Below are 15,957 nucleotides of genomic sequence, written 5' to 3' on the forward strand. Positions count from 1 at the left end.
CGATACGGACATGACTTCTCCCAGCGCTCCTCTGACCGGCAGCATCGTCGCTCTGGTCACACCCATGCATCAAGACGGCAGTGTGGACTATCCCACCCTGCGCAAACTGATCGACTGGCACATCGCCGAGGGCACCGCGTGCCTGGGCGTGGTTGGAACGACCGGTGAGTCGCCCACGGTCAACGTGGAAGAACACTGCGAGATCATTCGCGTGTCCGTGGAACAGGCCGCCAAGCGCGTGCCCGTGATGGCCGGTTGCGGCGCCAACTCGACGGCGGAAGCCATCGAACTGGCCAAGTTCGCCAAGAGCGTCGGCGCCGACAGCCAGCTCCAGGTCGTGCCGTACTACAACAAGCCAACGCAAGAAGGTCAGTACCAGCACTTCAAGACAATCGCCGAAGCGGTCGGCGATCTGCCCATGTACCTGTACAACGTGCCCGGCCGCTCGGTCGCGGACATGCAGCACGACACCGTTCTGCGTCTCGCCCAGGTGCCCGGCATCGTCGGCATCAAGGAAGCCACCGGCAACATCGAACGCGCTCAGTGGCTGATCCGCGACGTGCCCAAGGGCTTCGGCGTGTACTCCGGTGATGACCCAACTGCCGTGGCCCTGATGCTCTGCGGTGGCCAAGGCAACATCAGCGTGACGGCCAACGTGGCTCCGCGTCTGATGGCTGAACTGTGCAAGGCCGCTCTGGCAGGTGACGTCCGCAAGGCCATGGAGATTCAGTTCAAGCTGATGCCCGTGCACAAGAACCTGTTCGTGGAAGCCAACCCCATCCCCGTGAAGTGGGCCATGCAGCGCATGGGCCTTTGTGGTGGAACGCTGCGCCTGCCCATGACTACGATGAGCCAAGGCAATGAAGCCGTCGTGGAAGCTGCGCTACGCTCGGCGGGCTTGCTCAACTGAAGACACACCGGTCTGCCCGCACGGCTCAGCTTGCCAACGGCACTTCCAAATCAATGAGGAATTTCGCGTGAACGCTACGACTCGACTCGGCCTGCTGGGCCTGGCACTGGCCTTGTCGGCCTGCTCCGTGCTGGAGAGCGACAAGATTGATTACAAGAGTGCCAAGAAGGGCGCGACACTGGAAGTGCCGCCCGATCTGGCTCAACTCTCGACCGACACGCGCTACACCGTGCCCGGCGGCGCAGCCTCCGCTGTCGCCTTCGAGGCAGGACAGAAGGCCAAGCCGAGCGGCCCGAACACCGCGCCCTCCACCATTGGAGACGTGCGTATTGAGCGCGACGGCAACCAACGCTGGCTGGTCATCGACCGCCCGGCCGACAAGCTCTGGGATCCAGTGCGTGACTTCTGGCTCGAAAGCGGCTTCGTGTTCACCACCGACAACTCGGAGCTGGGCATTCTGGAGACCGACTGGGCCGAAAACCGTGCCAAGATCCCGCAAGACATCATTCGCTCGAGCATCGGCAAGCTGTTTGACGGCCTGTATTCGACCGGCGAGCGTGATCGCTTCCGCACGCGCCTCGAGCGCAACGCCAAGGGCGGCACCAACATCTTCGTGAGCCACCGCGGCATGGTCGAGGTCTACAGCTCCCAACAAAAAGATGCGACCATGTGGCAGCCCCGCCCGGTCGATCCCGAACTGGAAGCCGAATTCCTGCGCCGCATGATGGTCAAACTCGGCGTGAGCGAAGAGCAATCCAAGGCCGCAGCCGCCTCGGTGCAGGCTGCACCTCTGGCCGCGACCGCCAAGGTCACCAGCGTTGGCGGCGTTCCTGCCATCCAGATGGATGAAGGTTTCGACCGCGCATGGCGCCGTGTTGGCCTGTCGCTGGACCGCACTGGCTTCACCGTGGAAGACCGCAACCGTACCGAAGGCGTGTACTACGTGCGCTACGTGGCACCGGACGCCAACAAGAAGGAGCAAGGCTTCTTCAGCAAGCTGTTCAAGGGCGCACCGGACGCCGTGCCACCGCTCAAGTACCGCGTAACCGTGCGCAGCGAAGGCGAGCGCAGCACCGTCTCCGTGCTGAATGCCTCTGGCACACCGGAGTCCTCCGCCAATGCCGAGCGCATCCTGCGCGTGCTGGCTGACGACATGAAGTAATTCACTCCCGGCATCCACGTGGCCATGTGCAACGCATGGCCGCGTGCCGGGAGGCCTTCTGCACAACGACTCTTTCTTTTTTCTCCGCTCATGCTCCGCTTCAAAAGCCTTGGCAGCGGCAGCTCCGGAAACACCACCCTCATCGAAGGACGCAGCGGAACGACGACCCGTCGCCTGCTCATCGACTGCGGCCTTGGCATTCGCACCATCGCCGAGCGCCTGGGCGAAGCGGGCAACGCTATTGCGCAGATCGATGCCATCTTCATCACCCACGAGCATTCCGATCATGTCGGTTGCATGGAGAAGCTCGCGCTGCGCCACGGCATACCGGTCTGGATGAGCCACGGCACCTACACCGCCATCGGCGAGCCCGAACTGCACGGCTTGCTGCGCATTGCTCATCACAACGAGGCCATCGACTTGGGCGGCGCGTTCGAGGCCTTGCCGTTCGCTGTCCCTCACGATGCACGCGAGCCGCTGCACCTGCGCTGCAGTGACGGCAGCCACCATGTCGCCGTGCTGACCGATCTAGGGCATGCAAGTTCCTCGGTCATTCCGTACATTGCAGGCTGCCAAGCGCTCTTGATCGAGGCCAATCACGATGTGGGGATGCTGCAGAGCGGCCGATATCCCGCGTTTCTCAAGCGCCGCATCGGCGGTGCCAACGGTCACTTGGCCAACGAACAGACCGGAGAATTGCTGCGCGCCATCAATCACCCACAATTGCAACGCGTCGTCGCCGCGCACTTGAGCGCTGAAAACAATCGTCCCGAGCTGGCACGGGTGGCGCTTGCCGAAGCACTGGACTGGAGTCCGGACGATATCGACATCGCCTACCAACGCGGCGGCTCGCCCTGGATTCAAGTCGGTTGAAACGCGCTGCGAATGCGCGCGTTCACGAAATTGAAAAATCCCCTGTTACTAATTTGGTTTTTCAATTCGCACTACAAGTCGCGACTCATCGCATAACCATCACGCAGCTCTCAACGAGAAACCCGCGTCACTGCAAACCCAATCCCCCGAGAGCCGTATTGACAATTGCCGGTTATGTGGCGACGCCTTGCATTTTCATAAATGCAATAACACACGGTCACATTCATTAATCACACGAACAGCCCCTGGGCCCAGAACGACAAAAGCCCCGGACCTTGCGGTTCGGGGCCTTGAGATACCTGTGTTGAACTGCCAGAATGAATCCGGCCGGTCAGTATCCGAGGGTTCGCTGATTACTTGGCAGCGGAAGCAGCAGCAGCAGCAGCAGCGTCAGCAGCAGCCTTGGCAGCATCAGCAGCAGCGTTGGCGCCAGCAGCAGCAGCGTCCACAGTTGCCGAAGCGGCAGCGGAAGCAGCGTCCACAGCAGCGGATGCGGCTTCAGTAGCAGCAGTGGCGGCTTGGCTGGCAGCAGCAGCGGCTTGGTCAGCAGCAGGAGCAGCGGCTGGGGCTTCCACAGCAGCTGGTGCAGGAGCAGCAGCTTCTTCCTTCTTGCCGCAAGCGGACAGGGCAACAGCAGCAACCAGAGCGGCAAGAACGACGGAATTCTTCATTTCAGTTTCCTATTTGGACAGACAATTCAAAAAATAAAAAGCCATTACGTCCATCTTTGGGCAAGCGGTACGCTAGGCCGTTTGGAGTGCTCGACAGAGCTTGCACCCCAAATTTTCAATACAGCTTTGCATTATAGGATTTATTTGCGTCAATAGTGGGTTTCACCAAGATGAAACACCAGATTTACATTGGTGTGACTTTTTTGTCACAACCCCAATATCGTCGCGGGAAACCCCGGTCGGCTGCGCGAGGTAATCCATTCACCGAGTTTTTCGCGCCATTCAACGCAGAACTGAACGTCGTCACTGGCAATGCCACGGCTGCGCTCCACATCCACGCGCTGCATAGTCCAGCGCGGTGACCAGATCACGCTGGGCACATCGGACGCATTGCGCACCGCGATCTGACGGCAATCCATCAAATGCTCCCAGCGCGTGCGCCACTGCACGAAACGCGGAAAGCGAATCCGCAACTGCTCAAAATTGGCTGAAAGCAAAGTGCACCGGCGCGCACCACCGCCGCGCGACCCGCCGGCCCAGCTATTGAGCGTCTCCAGCATCTCGCGATCCCCGAACGGCCAGTCACGGAAGTCAGCATCGCAGAGCACGACCTCGCGCCAGCCCTCCGCAGCCGCAGCACGCAGCGCCTCGCGCACCCATGCATCGAACTGCAGGCGCCCGTCGAAGCGCCCAAGTGGTGCCGACGATGGAGGTGCGGAGTCCAGAGCGGTCGTCATGATGTAGCAAGTCTGACAGAGTGCTGGAGCGCGTTCAAGCTACCGATCAGATCACTGAGGCTTCGCGCACCCAACCATCGTCGAACCAGGATTCGAGCAGTGAAATCGCCGCCTCGCTTGCCCCGGCCAATTCCTTGGCACTCAGGGCCCGCTGATCCGCAAACTTGCGCATCAGCTTCGCGTCGCGGCCCGAGGCACGGTAGCTCTCGCCGTTGATGTAAACATGGGCGTCGTCATACATCATGCGCGAGCGGCGATCCAGCGCGACGCCAGTCACCTGCAGATCGAGTTCTTCCTGCGGCGGATCGAACCAGACATTGCCCTTGGGCTCGGTCAGTGCCTCCCCCAGAGCACGCTCGACGATGCCGGACTGCGCCAGCGCGCGCAGCACGCCTTCGCGGGCGAATTCCTGCAGCTCGGCGGGCACCAGACCGGGCGCGTCCACCGCGTCCTGCTTGGGATCGCGGTAAATGGGCGAGCCGTCCGAATCGCCCAAGGCGTCGGCGATGCGCAGCAGGGTCTCACGGGCCAGTTCGTCGCGTTGCGGCGAGCGGAAACCGATGGAATACGTCATGCACTCGCCCTCGGCGATGCCGTCGTGGGCCCAGCGCGGGGGCAGGTACAGCATGTCGCCGGGCTCGAGCACGTACTCCTCTTCGTGCTCAAAGTTCGCGAGGATCTTGACCGGCATGCCGTCCACCAACGTCATGTCGCGCTGCCGGCCAATGCGCCAACGGCGCTTGCCGTGGGCCTGCAAAAGGAACACGTCGTAGCTATCGAAGTGCGGACCGACGCCGCCGCCATTGGTCGCGTAGCTGATCATCAGATCATCGAGACGCGCCTCGGGCACGAATCGGAACTGATCAAGCAGCTCGCGCGCAGCGGCGTTGTGCAGGTCGACGCCTTGCACCAGCAGCGTCCAGTCGCGGGTCTTGGTCGAAGGCAGGTCGTCCGGATCGAACGGGCCGTGAGCCAGTGACCAGCCGCTCTTCTTCTGCTGGATCAGGCGTGACTCGACGCCCTCCCCGGCGGCAAGCTCGAACAGCTCCTCGCGCGGAATCGGGGCCTTGAAGCCGGGAATGGCCCGACGCACCAGCAGCGGCTTTTTGTGCCAGTGCTTGCGCATGAATTGGGATGGCGACATGCCGCCGAGCAGTGGGGTTATTTTCTGAACATCCATGGCGTGAAAAAGGCCGCGTTGGCGGCCGTCGAATGAACTGCGACAATTCTCCTATGGAAATCACTCAACAATGTGTTGTCGCACTGACCTGGGTCTTGAAGGATACGCTGGGCGATGAGCTGGACGTGCTGGAAGAGCCCGTCGAGTTCCTCGTCGGCGGCGATGATCTGCTCAAGCGCATCGAAGAAGCTCTGCAGGGCCACAAGGCCGGCGACGAAATCTCGCTGCACCTCGAACCCGAAGAAGCCTTTGGCGACTATATCGACAAGCTCATCTTCCTGGAGCCGCGTCAGGCATTCCCCAAGGATATCGAGGAAGGCATGACCTTCGACGGCCACGCCCTGCCCAAGGGGCTCTCGCCCGACATGCCCAAGGAAGCGCTCTACACCATCGCCCAGATCTACCCTGAACACGTGGTGCTGGACGGCAACCATCCGCTGGCCGGCATCGCGCTGCGCCTAAAAATCCGGGTAGAAAGCGTACGCGAAGCAAATGAGGAAGAAATCGGCCGCGGCACGGCAGGTACGGGCTTTTTCCGCATTCAGCCACCTATCGCCCCTGGCAACGACACCGTGCACTGATAGCTCCCACTCTCAAGAAATCAAAAAAAGCCCGAAGCGCACCACGCGCCTCGGGCTTTTTGCATCTGGCTGACCGAGTCGCCTACCCATGGCGCATCGTGCCTCAGGGGGTGATTCTTCTAGTAACGCGAGATCTGTCCGTTGACCATCTGCACGCGGTCGCCGGGACGCAGATCACCCGGCTCGGGCACGTCGTAGACGCGCTGTCCGCCATTGCGGTCGAGCTGGATGAACAGCCGATAGCCACCACCAACCTCGCCACGCGGCGCATTGTGGCCTTCGATAGCATTGCCGGCCGCCGCACCACCGAGCGCGCCAGCGGCCGTCATCGCCGCGCGACCCATGCCGCCGCCGATCTGGTTGCCCAGAACACCGCCGACCACCGCGCCGATAATCGCGCCCACACCCGAGGTGGAGCCACGTTGGACGGTACGCGGGATCGCCTCGATATTGCTCACGACGCCGTATTCCATGACACCCTGCGGAGCGGGCTGCCCGTAGCCGCCACCATAGGTTGGCTGCTGCTGGGGATAGGGCTGAGGCTGGGGCTGCTCGTAGCCATAGCCCGGTCCGTACGGACGCTGGACGACACAGGCTGACAGCAGACTGGCCATGGTCAGGACACCTACCCAGGTGCCGATTCGCGAAAATTGGCTGCGCATCTTGTTAATCCTTTCCATTGGAGCCCGGCGCTCCTTGAAATCACGCGTTGAATGTCAACACAACGTTCGGCGGCGCGATTCCGTTGGCTTGAATGACGCCAAGCATAGACTGGCAAACAGGCCACCTCTGTAGGCGTGGCCTGACTTTACCCAAGCGAAACACCCGATACGTAGTTCGCGATCAGTGCTTACCGGTGGAGCCGTAACCGCCCTCACCGCGCTCGCTGGCAGTGTCAAATTCGGTGACCACATTGAACTGCGCCTGCATGACCGGCACGATCACCAACTGCGCAAGGCGCTCCATGGGCTGCAGGGTGAAGGCCACGTCGCTGCGGTTCCAGGCGCTCACCATGAGCTGGCCCTGATAGTCGCTGTCGATCAGGCCGACGAGGTTGCCAAGCACGATACCGTGCTTGTGGCCCAGACCCGAGCGCGGCAGGATCAGCGCGGCGTAGCCAGGATCCTTGAGGTGGATGGCGATGCCCGTGGGCACCAGTTGCCATGCATTGGGGGCGAGCGTGAGCGGCTCGTCGAGACAGGCTCGCAAGTCCAGCCCCGCGCTTCCGGCGGTAGCGTAAGCAGGCAATTGATCCGCCATGCGCGGATCGAGAACTTTCACATCAATCTTCACTTGAATTACTTTCGTTGCGGCGGCTGACCGGGCTTGCTGCCACGGAATGCGCCAAGCACTGTGCGCACCATGCGCGACAGGACAAACAGCCAGAAGAGTATAAAGACCGGCCACGTGGCATCGAGACCAAAGTACGACGCTGCGCCTATCAACACGATCACCGCCATGAAGAGGAAAAACGGCGGAATCTTGAAACCACCTCCCGGCATGGGCGGCGAGGCATCTTTCTTGAGCGCCTGCTGAATATCGTCCCACGAGTCCAGTGAGACCGTACGGGCGGTCGTCTTGTCCGTCTGTGCGGCCACAGGGGGCTTGCGGAGTTCGGCAGCCCGCGTCTGGGCGCGCGTCGACTGCGGTGGTATCGGCGCTGCGGGCTGGCGTGGCACCGGTGTGATGTGCTGACCACCCGCAAGCGCCTTCGCCTGTCTTGCAACCAACTCTTCCACATAGCGCGCAAAGTCCCCATTGGGCGGAGTATCCGCCAGATGCCCGCTACCCGAACCGAGGAGATTGCGCATGGTGGTGGCTCCTGTCAGTTTTTGATCGGCACGCGTCTGGCGATTTCGGCGACCAGTTCATCGGCCAGCGCCTGCTTGGAGGCGCGCGGAATCTCGCGATGCCCGCCAGCGTCAATCAGAATCAGCGCATTGTCATCCTGCCCGAACGTGGCGGGGCCAATATTGCCGACCAGCAGCGGAACGCCCTTGCGCGCACGCTTGGCGCTCGCGTGCGCCAGCAGGTTTTCGCTCTCCGCAGCAAAACCCACGCAATACAGTGCACCCAACTCGGCACGGCTGGAGTGCGCAATGGCGGCCAGAATGTCCGGATTCTCAACGAAGGCCAGTGCCGGAACATCGCCCGAGCCGTCCTTCTTGATCTTTTGCTCGCTCGCATGGGCCGGACGCCAGTCGGCCACGGCAGCCGTGGCGACGAAGATTGACGCCTCGTTCGCGAATGCCGCAGCGGCATCGAACATCTGCTGGGCCGATTTCACATCCACACGTTGCACGCCGCGCGGGGTAGGCAAATGCACGGGGCCAGCGATCAACGTGACCGAAGCGCCCGCATCGCGCGCCGCACGGGCAATCGCAAAACCCATCTTGCCGCTCGACAGGTTGGTGATGCCGCGCACCGGGTCGATGGCCTCGAACGTCGGGCCGGCGGTCACCAGCACATGGTGGCCGATCAGTTTCTTGGGCGAAAGATGGGCCGCCAGATCCTCAAAGATCTGCGCGGGCTCCAGCATGCGGCCGTCGCCGGTCTCACCGCAGGCCTGCTCGCCATTGCCCACGCCCAGAATGACAGCTCCATCCTGCGTCACCTGCGCCATGTTGCGCTGGGTGGCCGGGTGCAGCCACATTTCCCGGTTCATAGCAGGCGCGAGCAGCAGCGGCACGCGCTCACTCGGGCGAGCCAGGCACAGCAGACTCAGCAGCTCGTCCGAGCGCCCCTGCGCCAGCCGAGCGATGAAATCCGCGCTGCAGGGTGCGATCAGCACCGCATCGGCCTCACGACTCAGGTTGATGTGCGGCATGTTATTGGGCTCACGCGCATCCCACTGGGAGCCGTAAACCGCACGCCCGCTCAAGGCCTGCATGGTGACCGGGGTAATGAACTGTTCAGCAGCCTCAGTCATGACAACCTGAACTGTCGCCCCTGCCTTGATGAGCAGGCGGCAAAGCTCGGCCGACTTGTAACAAGCCACGCCACCACTGAGGCCCAGAACGATGTGTTTTCCAGCAAGCTGTGTCATGACTGGGAATTTAGCAGACAACTTGGCAGGGATAGTCGCACTCATTAGCAAGCCATCTGGGCCGACCCGTATAATCACAATTTCCCACCACCATAAAAGACATGACCAAGTTTGTCTTCGTTACCGGCGGTGTGGTGTCTTCCCTGGGCAAGGGAATCGCCTCAGCCTCCCTTGCTGCGATCCTCGAATCGCGCGGCCTCAAAGTCACTCTCATCAAGCTGGATCCCTACATCAACGTAGACCCGGGCACGATGTCGCCATTTCAGCATGGCGAAGTCTTCGTCACTGACGACGGCGCCGAGACTGACCTCGACCTCGGACACTACGAACGCTTCATCGAAACCCGCATGAAGCAGTCCAACAACTTCACGACGGGCCGCATCTATCAGTCCGTCCTGGAGAAGGAGCGCCGCGGCGACTATCTGGGCAAGACCGTGCAGGTCATTCCCCACATCACCAACGAGATTCAGGAATACGTCAAGCGCGGAGCCGGGATCGGCACCGACGACGCTGTGGATGTCGCGATCTGCGAGATTGGCGGCACGGTCGGCGATATCGAATCGCTGCCGTTTCTTGAAGCCGTTCGTCAGTTGTCGCTCAAGCTCGGACCGAACAATTCGGCCTTTGTGCACCTCACCTATCTGCCTTACATCGAGGCAGCGGGCGAGCTCAAGACCAAGCCAACACAGCACACCGTGCAGAAGCTGCGCGAAATCGGTATCCAGCCCGATGCACTGCTGTGCCGCGCCAAACATGCCGTGCCAGATGAAGAACGTGAGAAGATTTCACTGTTCACCAACGTGCAGGCCTGGGGCGTGATCTCGATGTGGGATGTGGACACCATCTACAAGGTGCCACGCATGCTGCACGAGCAGGGTCTGGATGGCCTCATCTGCGACAAGCTCCGCCTGAACACGCCGCCCGCCAGCTTGAAGCGCTGGGACGATCTGGTCTATGAAACCGAGCACCCGCAAGGCGAAGTGCAGATCGCCATGGTCGGCAAGTATGTCGAGCTGTCAGATGCCTACAAGTCTGTGAACGAAGCGCTGCGTGCCGCCGGCATGCAAAGCCATGTGCGCGTGAAGATCACGCACGTCGACTCGGAAACCATCGACGACAAGAACGCCAAGGAAAAGCTCGCCAAGTACGACGCGATTCTGGTGCCCGGCGGCTTCGGCTCGCGCGGTGTCGAAGGCAAGATCTCGACGGCCCGCTTTGCACGCGAGAGCAAGGTGCCGTATCTGGGCATCTGCCTTGGCATGCAAGTGGCGACCATCGAATATGCCCGCCACGTGGCAGGCCTCGAAGGAGCGAACTCCACCGAGTTCGATCCCCATGCCAAGCACCCCGTGATCGCACTGATCACCGAGTGGAAGGACGAGGACGGCACGATCAAAACGCGCAACGAGAACTCCGATCTCGGTGGCACGATGCGTCTGGGCGCGCAGTCTTCCGACGTGCAGCCCGGCACACTCGCGCACAGCATCTACGGCGATGTGGTGACCGAGCGTCATCGCCACCGCTACGAAGCCAACACACAATATCTGGACAAGCTGCGCGATGCGGGTCTGGTGATCTCCGCGCTCACGCAACGCGAGCACCTCACCGAGATCGTCGAGCTGCCAAGCAAAGTTCACCCCTGGTTCATCGGCGTGCAGTTCCACCCGGAATTCAAGTCGACCCCATGGAGCGGCCACCCGCTGTTCAACGCGTTCGTGAAAGCGGCCGTTGCACATCACAAGGGCGACAAAAAGTAAGCACTGAAGGACTAGTCACATCATGAAACTCTGCGGATTCGATGTCGGTCTCGACAAACGTTTTTTCCTGATTGCAGGCCCCTGCGTGGTCGAGTCTGAACAGCTGCAGATGGATGTGGCTGGCCAGCTTAAGGAGATTACCTCCGCGCTGGGCATCCATTTCATCTTCAAGAGCAGCTACGACAAGGCCAACCGTTCCTCGGGCGCGAGCTTTCGCGGCCCGGGCATGGAAAAGGGCCTCGAAATCCTCGCGAAGGTGAAGAAGGAACTCAATGTGCCCATCCTCACCGATGTGCACACCGAGGCCGAAATCCCGACCGTCTCCAAGGTCGTCGATGTGCTGCAGACGCCCGCGTTCCTGTGCCGCCAGACCGATTTCATCCGCGCCGTTGCCCAAAGCGGCAAGCCGGTGAACATCAAGAAGGGCCAGTTCCTTGCGCCGCATGACATGAAGAACGTCATCGACAAGGCACGTGCCGCCGCCAAGGAAGTGGGCCTGCCCGAAGACAGCTTCATGGCCTGTGAGCGCGGTGCGAGCTTTGGCTACAACAATCTGGTGAGCGACATGCGCTCGCTCGCCATCATGCGCGAGACCGGTGCGCCGGTGGTGTTCGACGCCACACATAGCGTGCAACTGCCCGGCGGCAACGGCACATCGAGCGGCGGCATGCGCGAGATGGTTCCGGTACTTTCGCGTGCGGCCATCGCCGTGGGCGTGGGCGGTGTGTTCATGGAGACTCATCCGGACCCATGCAACGCGTTGTCGGACGGCCCGAACGCCGTGCCACTCAAGCACATGAAGGCGCTGCTCGAAACACTTGTGGCGCTGGACGACATCACCAAGCGCAACGGCTTCCTCGAAAACCATTTCGAGGCTTGATACACAAGATTTGAATGCCCGCCAGAACCCGTTCGCCCAGAACCGTTCTGGCTATTTTTTGATTTTAAAACTCCTCTTAGGAACATCATGAGTGCCATCGTTGACATCGTAGGCCGCGAAGTGCTGGACAGCCGCGGCAACCCCACCGTTGAGTGCGACGTGCTTCTGGAATCCGGCGTGATGGGCCGTGCGGCCGTTCCGTCAGGCGCATCGACTGGCTCGCGCGAAGCCATCGAACTGCGTGACGGCGACAAGAGCCGTTACCTCGGCAAGGGCGTGCTCAAGGCCGTCGAGCACATCAACACCGAAATCTCCGAAGCCGTTCTGGGCCTCGACGCTTCCGAGCAGGCCTTCCTCGACAAGACTCTGATCGACCTCGACGGCACCGACAACAAGGGCCGCCTGGGCGCCAACGCCATGCTGGCTGTATCGATGGCCGTGGCCCGTGCCGCTGCTGAAGAATCCGGCCTGCCGCTGTACCGCTACCTCGGCGGCATGGGCGCGACGCAACTGCCCGTTCCGATGATGAACGTGATCAACGGCGGCGCACACGCCAACAACACGCTTGATCTGCAAGAGTTCATGATCATTCCCGTCGGCGCTCCTTCGTTCCGCGAAGCCGTGCGCTGGGGTGCTGAAGTGTTCCACGCACTCAAGAAAATCATTCACGACAAGGGCATGTCCACTGCCGTGGGCGACGAAGGCGGTTTTGCTCCTTCCGTGGAAAACCACGAAGCGGCCATCCAGCTGATCCTGCAGGCCATCGAAAACGCGGGCTACACCGCCGGTGAGCAGATCGTTTTGGGTCTGGACTGCGCGGCCAGCGAGTTCTACAAGGACGGCAAGTACGTTCTCGAAGGTGAAGGCGGCCTGCAGCTCACAGCCGAGCAATGGACCGACATGCTGGCCACCTGGGTCGACAAGTACCCTATCATCTCCATCGAAGATGGCATGGCCGAAGGCGACTGGGATGGCTGGAAGCACCTGACCGAGCGTCTGGGCAGCAAGGTCCAGCTGGTGGGTGACGACCTGTTCGTGACCAACACCAAGATCCTGAAGGAAGGCATCGACAAGCACATCGCCAACTCGATCCTCATCAAGATCAACCAGATCGGCACCCTGACCGAGACCTTCGAAGCCATCGAAATGGCCAAGCGTGCCGGCTACACCGCCGTGATCTCGCACCGCTCGGGCGAAACCGAGGACTCGACCATCGCCGACATCGCCGTGGGCACCAACGCTGGCCAGATCAAAACCGGTTCGCTCTCCCGTTCGGACCGCATGGCCAAGTACAACCAGCTGCTGCGCATCGAAGAAGATCTGGGCGACATCGCCTTCTACCCCGGCCGCACAGCGTTCTACAACCTGCGTTGATTCCAGGCGGGCCATATCAACACGTTGTAACAACGCGTTGACCGCATGAGCACACGGCGCCTCTCAAGCCAGTTATCCTTCGGGGTGACGGCTTGAGATGGGCGCCGTAGCTCTGTAGCAACGGACTGCGTGTACCATCCGCCTCCAACGCTTTCCCGCCGCACCACCCTAGTCCATGAGCACACGCATTGTTCCGCTGATTCTTCTGCTGCTGCTCTTGCTGGTGCTGACCCAATTGCTGAGCGGCCGTGGCAGCGTCGAACATGTCGCCAACATGCGCCAGCAGATCACGGAACAAAAAGCGGCCAACGACAAGGCCCGTACCGAGAACGAACGCCTCTCCGCCGAAGTCTCCGACCTGAAGGACGGCATGGACATGGTCGAAGAAAAGGCGCGCAGCGAACTCGGCATGGTCAAGCCCAACGAAATCTATGTCCACGTCGCTCCCAAGCGCTGAACCGTCTCATCCAACGGTGCATCGCATTCTGCACATCGCCTTCTGGGGAATCGACGCGCAAACCACGGCAGCCGCCTTCGAGATCCACACCCAAGCCCAGCCCGGCTGGACCAAACGCCTGCAGATCACGGCCCACGACCTGCCGCAAGCCCTCGACGCCAATGCCATCCCGAACTGGCTCGCTGTCAAACTGGATACCAGCCCCCGCCCGCATCTAAGCCTGCTGGTTCCCTCCAACCCCGCACAGCACACCATCGCCAGCGAACTGCATCTGCGCAGCGCGTTGATCCAGGCCGGTGTGAGCTTTCAGGTCCTCTACGGCGCTGCCATGGCCGAGCAAGTGCGCAACACCGCCAACGCCTTGGCACTGACGGCCAAGGCCATCCTCCCCTCCAGCGAACGCGCCTGCTTCGTCGTGAACGACACGACCAAGCCCATCAACCCGCGCATGCGCAGTTGGAATTGCGAGAAGTGCAGCGACCCCGAATGTGAGCACAAACTGTTTGCAGGACTGCTCCCCGCTTAAATCAAACCGGGCCAAACGCAGCGGGCCAACGAAGCGCACAGGGCTCTCGATCACCCACTCCAGCGGCAAGACAGCCCCTCATGCCAGGCGTCGAAGCCGCAGATCAGTATGCCGATACGGCAAGGCTTCGCAACGACGCATGAGGGGCTGTATTGCCGTCTCCAAACGATCAACCATCGAAGCCAACGGCTTCGTAGATCAGAGACAAGTAGATCAAATCACTGAACGTTGCGTGATCCTGGGGGTTGCTTTTCGAGTTCGGTGAAAAGCTGTGCAGCATCCACGGCATCGTATCGATACTGCTGGCCGCAGAACTCACACCCTACTTCGACAGAGCCGCGCTCATCGAGCACGCTCTGCACCTCTTCCTCACCCAACCCCTTGAGCATCGCACTCACCCGCTCACGGCTGCACGAGCACGCGAAGCGCGGACCATCCACGCCTTGCTGCGGCACAAAGCGCAGCAGTTTTTCTTCCCAGAACAAACGACGCAGGATGGTGTCGACATCCAGTGTCAGCAACTCGTCACGCGTGAGACTGGCGGCCAGCGTCGAGATGCGGTTGTAGTCCTCGTTCACATCCATCTCATCGACGTCGGCATCCGCATTCCGTTCAGCCTGCAGATTGCCCTCGCCCTTCACGGGCATGCGCTGGATTAGCAGGCCCGCAGCCACCTCGTCATTGGCGGCCAGCACCAGCGTGGTGTCCAATTGCTCGGAGTGGCGCATGTACTGCTGCAGCACATCGCTGAGCTTCTCGAGCTTCTGGCCGCGTTCGCCATTGAGCGGAACAATGCCTTGATAGGGCTGTTGACCGGGCATGCGGTTCTTGGGATCAAGCGTGATCGCGCAGCGCCCATTGCCGTTCACATTGACCAGCGAAGACAGGCTTGCCGAGTCTTCCGGTGCAATGCTGGGAATCGTCGCGGTCGCGCGCAGGCTCAGATCTGGCTGCACCTCGACCACCGACAGCTTGACCGGTCCGTCGCCGTGAATCTGGAACACCAGCGCTCCGTTGAACTTGATGTTGGACTGCATGAGCACGCCCGCCGCAGCCATTTCGCCGAGCAACTCGCGCACGGCGGGTGCGTAGTTGCCGGTCTCGGTATTGGCCGCGCGACGACGCAGGATCTCCGTCCATGCATCGGTCAACCGCACGATCATGCCGCGCACGGGCAGCCCATCAAAAAGAAACTTGTGAAGCTCTGACACTGAAACCTTTCGAACACCCTGAAGGATTCACCACCTCAGGGAATCAACCATCAACCGATCTTGCGCAACCCCTTCTTGAAGCGGTGCGCGTTTTCCACGTAATGCTGCGCGCTGCGGCGCAGCCCCTCGATCTGCTCGGGCGAGAGCTGCTTGACCACCTTGGCGGGGCTGCCGAGGATCATCGAGCCATCGGGAAATTCTTTTCCCTCGGTGACCAGCGATCCCGCGCCGACCAGGCAGTTCTTGCCGATCTTCGCCCCGTTGAGCACTACGGCGCCGATGCCGATCAGCGATTCGTCGCCAATCGTGCAGCCGTGCAGCATGACCTGATGGCCCACCGTCACGTTCGCCCCAATCACCAGAGGCACGCCGCGGTCCGCATGCAGAACGCTCAAGTCCTGGATGTTGGTGCCCGCGCCAATGGTGATCTTGTCCGTGTCGCCACGCACCACGGAGCCGAACCAGACGCTCGCGTCTTCGCCCAGCACCACATCACCCAAGACCTTCGCGCTATCGGCAATCCATGCCGATTCCGGCACGCTCGGGGTCAATCCATCCAACTCATAAACTGCCATGGCGCGATGTCTCCTTG

18 protein-coding genes are annotated in these 15,957 nt (G+C 61.3%); 9 read left to right on the plus strand and 9 right to left on the minus strand.

Annotated features, from left to right (window positions below; all coding sequences use genetic code 11):
- Nucleotides 1–10 precede the first annotated feature (10 nt).
- From dapA to G7047_RS16155, 3 genes are all read left to right on the plus strand, one after another.
- A complete protein-coding gene (gene dapA, locus G7047_RS16145) occupies nucleotides 11–910 on the plus strand; it encodes a 4-hydroxy-tetrahydrodipicolinate synthase (protein WP_166307488.1) in 900 nt (299 codons plus the stop codon).
- A gap of 67 nt (nucleotides 911–977) precedes the next feature.
- Nucleotides 978–2,072 (plus strand): outer membrane protein assembly factor BamC, encoded by a 1,095-nt coding sequence (gene bamC / locus G7047_RS16150; protein ID WP_166307491.1) that lies wholly within the window; start codon nucleotides 978–980, stop codon nucleotides 2,070–2,072.
- Nucleotides 2,073–2,162: 90 nt separating this feature from the next.
- Entirely contained in the window at nucleotides 2,163–2,945 is a 783-nt protein-coding gene (locus tag G7047_RS16155; protein ID WP_166307494.1) for an MBL fold metallo-hydrolase, read from the plus strand.
- 331 nt (nucleotides 2,946–3,276) lie between these two features.
- On the opposite strand, the gene G7047_RS16160 is transcribed toward G7047_RS16155, so the two are convergent.
- From G7047_RS16160 to G7047_RS16170, 3 genes are all read right to left on the minus strand, one after another.
- Nucleotides 3,277–3,597 carry a hypothetical protein gene (locus G7047_RS16160; protein WP_205904641.1) on the minus strand — a complete coding sequence of 107 codons (321 nt, stop codon included), beginning with the start codon at nucleotides 3,595–3,597 and terminating at the stop codon, nucleotides 3,277–3,279.
- 225 nt (nucleotides 3,598–3,822) lie between these two features.
- Nucleotides 3,823–4,353: a hypothetical protein gene (locus tag G7047_RS16165; RefSeq protein WP_166307500.1), complete on the minus strand. Its 531-nt coding sequence runs from the start codon at nucleotides 4,351–4,353 to the stop codon at nucleotides 3,823–3,825.
- A 46-nt stretch (nucleotides 4,354–4,399) separates the two neighbouring features.
- Nucleotides 4,400–5,533, minus strand: a complete 1,134-nt coding sequence (locus G7047_RS16170; protein ID WP_166307503.1) for a cupin domain-containing protein — start codon at nucleotides 5,531–5,533, stop codon at nucleotides 4,400–4,402.
- Between the two features lie 53 nt (nucleotides 5,534–5,586).
- Here G7047_RS16170 and G7047_RS16175 point away from each other — a divergent pair, with 53 nt between their 5' ends.
- Nucleotides 5,587–6,114: a peptidylprolyl isomerase gene (locus G7047_RS16175; protein WP_166307506.1), complete on the plus strand. Its 528-nt coding sequence runs from the start codon at nucleotides 5,587–5,589 to the stop codon at nucleotides 6,112–6,114.
- Nucleotides 6,115–6,233: 119 nt separating this feature from the next.
- Here the strand turns inward: G7047_RS16175 and G7047_RS16180 are convergent, their stop codons facing one another.
- The 4 genes from G7047_RS16180 to coaBC all read right to left on the minus strand — a co-directional run bounded on the left by G7047_RS16180 (nucleotide 6,234) and on the right by coaBC (nucleotide 9,160).
- Nucleotides 6,234–6,776 (minus strand): glycine zipper 2TM domain-containing protein, encoded by a 543-nt coding sequence (locus G7047_RS16180; RefSeq protein ID WP_166307509.1) that lies wholly within the window; start codon nucleotides 6,774–6,776, stop codon nucleotides 6,234–6,236.
- Between the two features lie 181 nt (nucleotides 6,777–6,957).
- A complete protein-coding gene (gene dut, locus G7047_RS16185) occupies nucleotides 6,958–7,407 on the minus strand; it encodes a dUTP diphosphatase (protein ID WP_166307512.1) in 450 nt (149 codons plus the stop codon).
- A gap of 5 nt (nucleotides 7,408–7,412) precedes the next feature.
- Nucleotides 7,413–7,925 (minus strand): formate dehydrogenase accessory protein FdhE, encoded by a 513-nt coding sequence (locus tag G7047_RS16190; protein ID WP_166307515.1) that lies wholly within the window; start codon nucleotides 7,923–7,925, stop codon nucleotides 7,413–7,415.
- A 14-nt stretch (nucleotides 7,926–7,939) separates the two neighbouring features.
- Nucleotides 7,940–9,160 (minus strand): bifunctional phosphopantothenoylcysteine decarboxylase/phosphopantothenate--cysteine ligase CoaBC, encoded by a 1,221-nt coding sequence (coaBC, locus tag G7047_RS16195; RefSeq protein WP_166307518.1) that lies wholly within the window; start codon nucleotides 9,158–9,160, stop codon nucleotides 7,940–7,942.
- Nucleotides 9,161–9,261: 101 nt separating this feature from the next.
- Here coaBC and G7047_RS16200 point away from each other — a divergent pair, with 101 nt between their 5' ends.
- The 5 genes from G7047_RS16200 (at nucleotide 9,262) to G7047_RS16220 (ending at nucleotide 14,154) form a co-directional block, all read left to right on the plus strand.
- Nucleotides 9,262–10,917, plus strand: a complete 1,656-nt coding sequence (locus G7047_RS16200) for a CTP synthase (protein ID WP_166307521.1) — start codon at nucleotides 9,262–9,264, stop codon at nucleotides 10,915–10,917.
- A gap of 22 nt (nucleotides 10,918–10,939) precedes the next feature.
- Nucleotides 10,940–11,797 (plus strand): 3-deoxy-8-phosphooctulonate synthase, encoded by an 858-nt coding sequence (kdsA, locus tag G7047_RS16205; RefSeq protein ID WP_166307524.1) that lies wholly within the window; start codon nucleotides 10,940–10,942, stop codon nucleotides 11,795–11,797.
- Nucleotides 11,798–11,884: 87 nt separating this feature from the next.
- Nucleotides 11,885–13,171: a phosphopyruvate hydratase gene (gene eno, locus G7047_RS16210; protein ID WP_166307527.1), complete on the plus strand. Its 1,287-nt coding sequence runs from the start codon at nucleotides 11,885–11,887 to the stop codon at nucleotides 13,169–13,171.
- A 175-nt stretch (nucleotides 13,172–13,346) separates the two neighbouring features.
- On the plus strand, nucleotides 13,347–13,628 hold the full coding sequence (locus G7047_RS16215) for a septum formation initiator family protein (protein ID WP_166307530.1): 282 nt from the start codon (nucleotides 13,347–13,349) through the stop codon (nucleotides 13,626–13,628).
- Complete coding sequence (locus G7047_RS16220; RefSeq protein WP_166307533.1) at nucleotides 13,603–14,154, plus strand: hypothetical protein; 552 nt, start codon at nucleotides 13,603–13,605, stop codon at nucleotides 14,152–14,154. The genes G7047_RS16215 and G7047_RS16220 overlap by 26 nt, the downstream gene beginning before the upstream one ends.
- Before the next feature lie 218 nt (nucleotides 14,155–14,372).
- Here G7047_RS16220 and G7047_RS16225 read toward each other — a convergent pair whose 3' ends face one another.
- Nucleotides 14,373–15,365 carry an Hsp33 family molecular chaperone HslO gene (locus G7047_RS16225; protein WP_166307536.1) on the minus strand — a complete coding sequence of 331 codons (993 nt, stop codon included), beginning with the start codon at nucleotides 15,363–15,365 and terminating at the stop codon, nucleotides 14,373–14,375.
- Between the two features lie 50 nt (nucleotides 15,366–15,415).
- Nucleotides 15,416–15,940, minus strand: coding sequence for a gamma carbonic anhydrase family protein (locus G7047_RS16230; protein ID WP_166307539.1), 525 nt, complete (start codon nucleotides 15,938–15,940; stop codon nucleotides 15,416–15,418).
- Nucleotides 15,941–15,957 lie beyond the last annotated feature (17 nt).

The organism is Diaphorobacter sp. HDW4A (genome assembly GCF_011305995.1).
Lineage (GTDB): Bacteria > Pseudomonadota > Gammaproteobacteria > Burkholderiales > Burkholderiaceae_C > Diaphorobacter_A.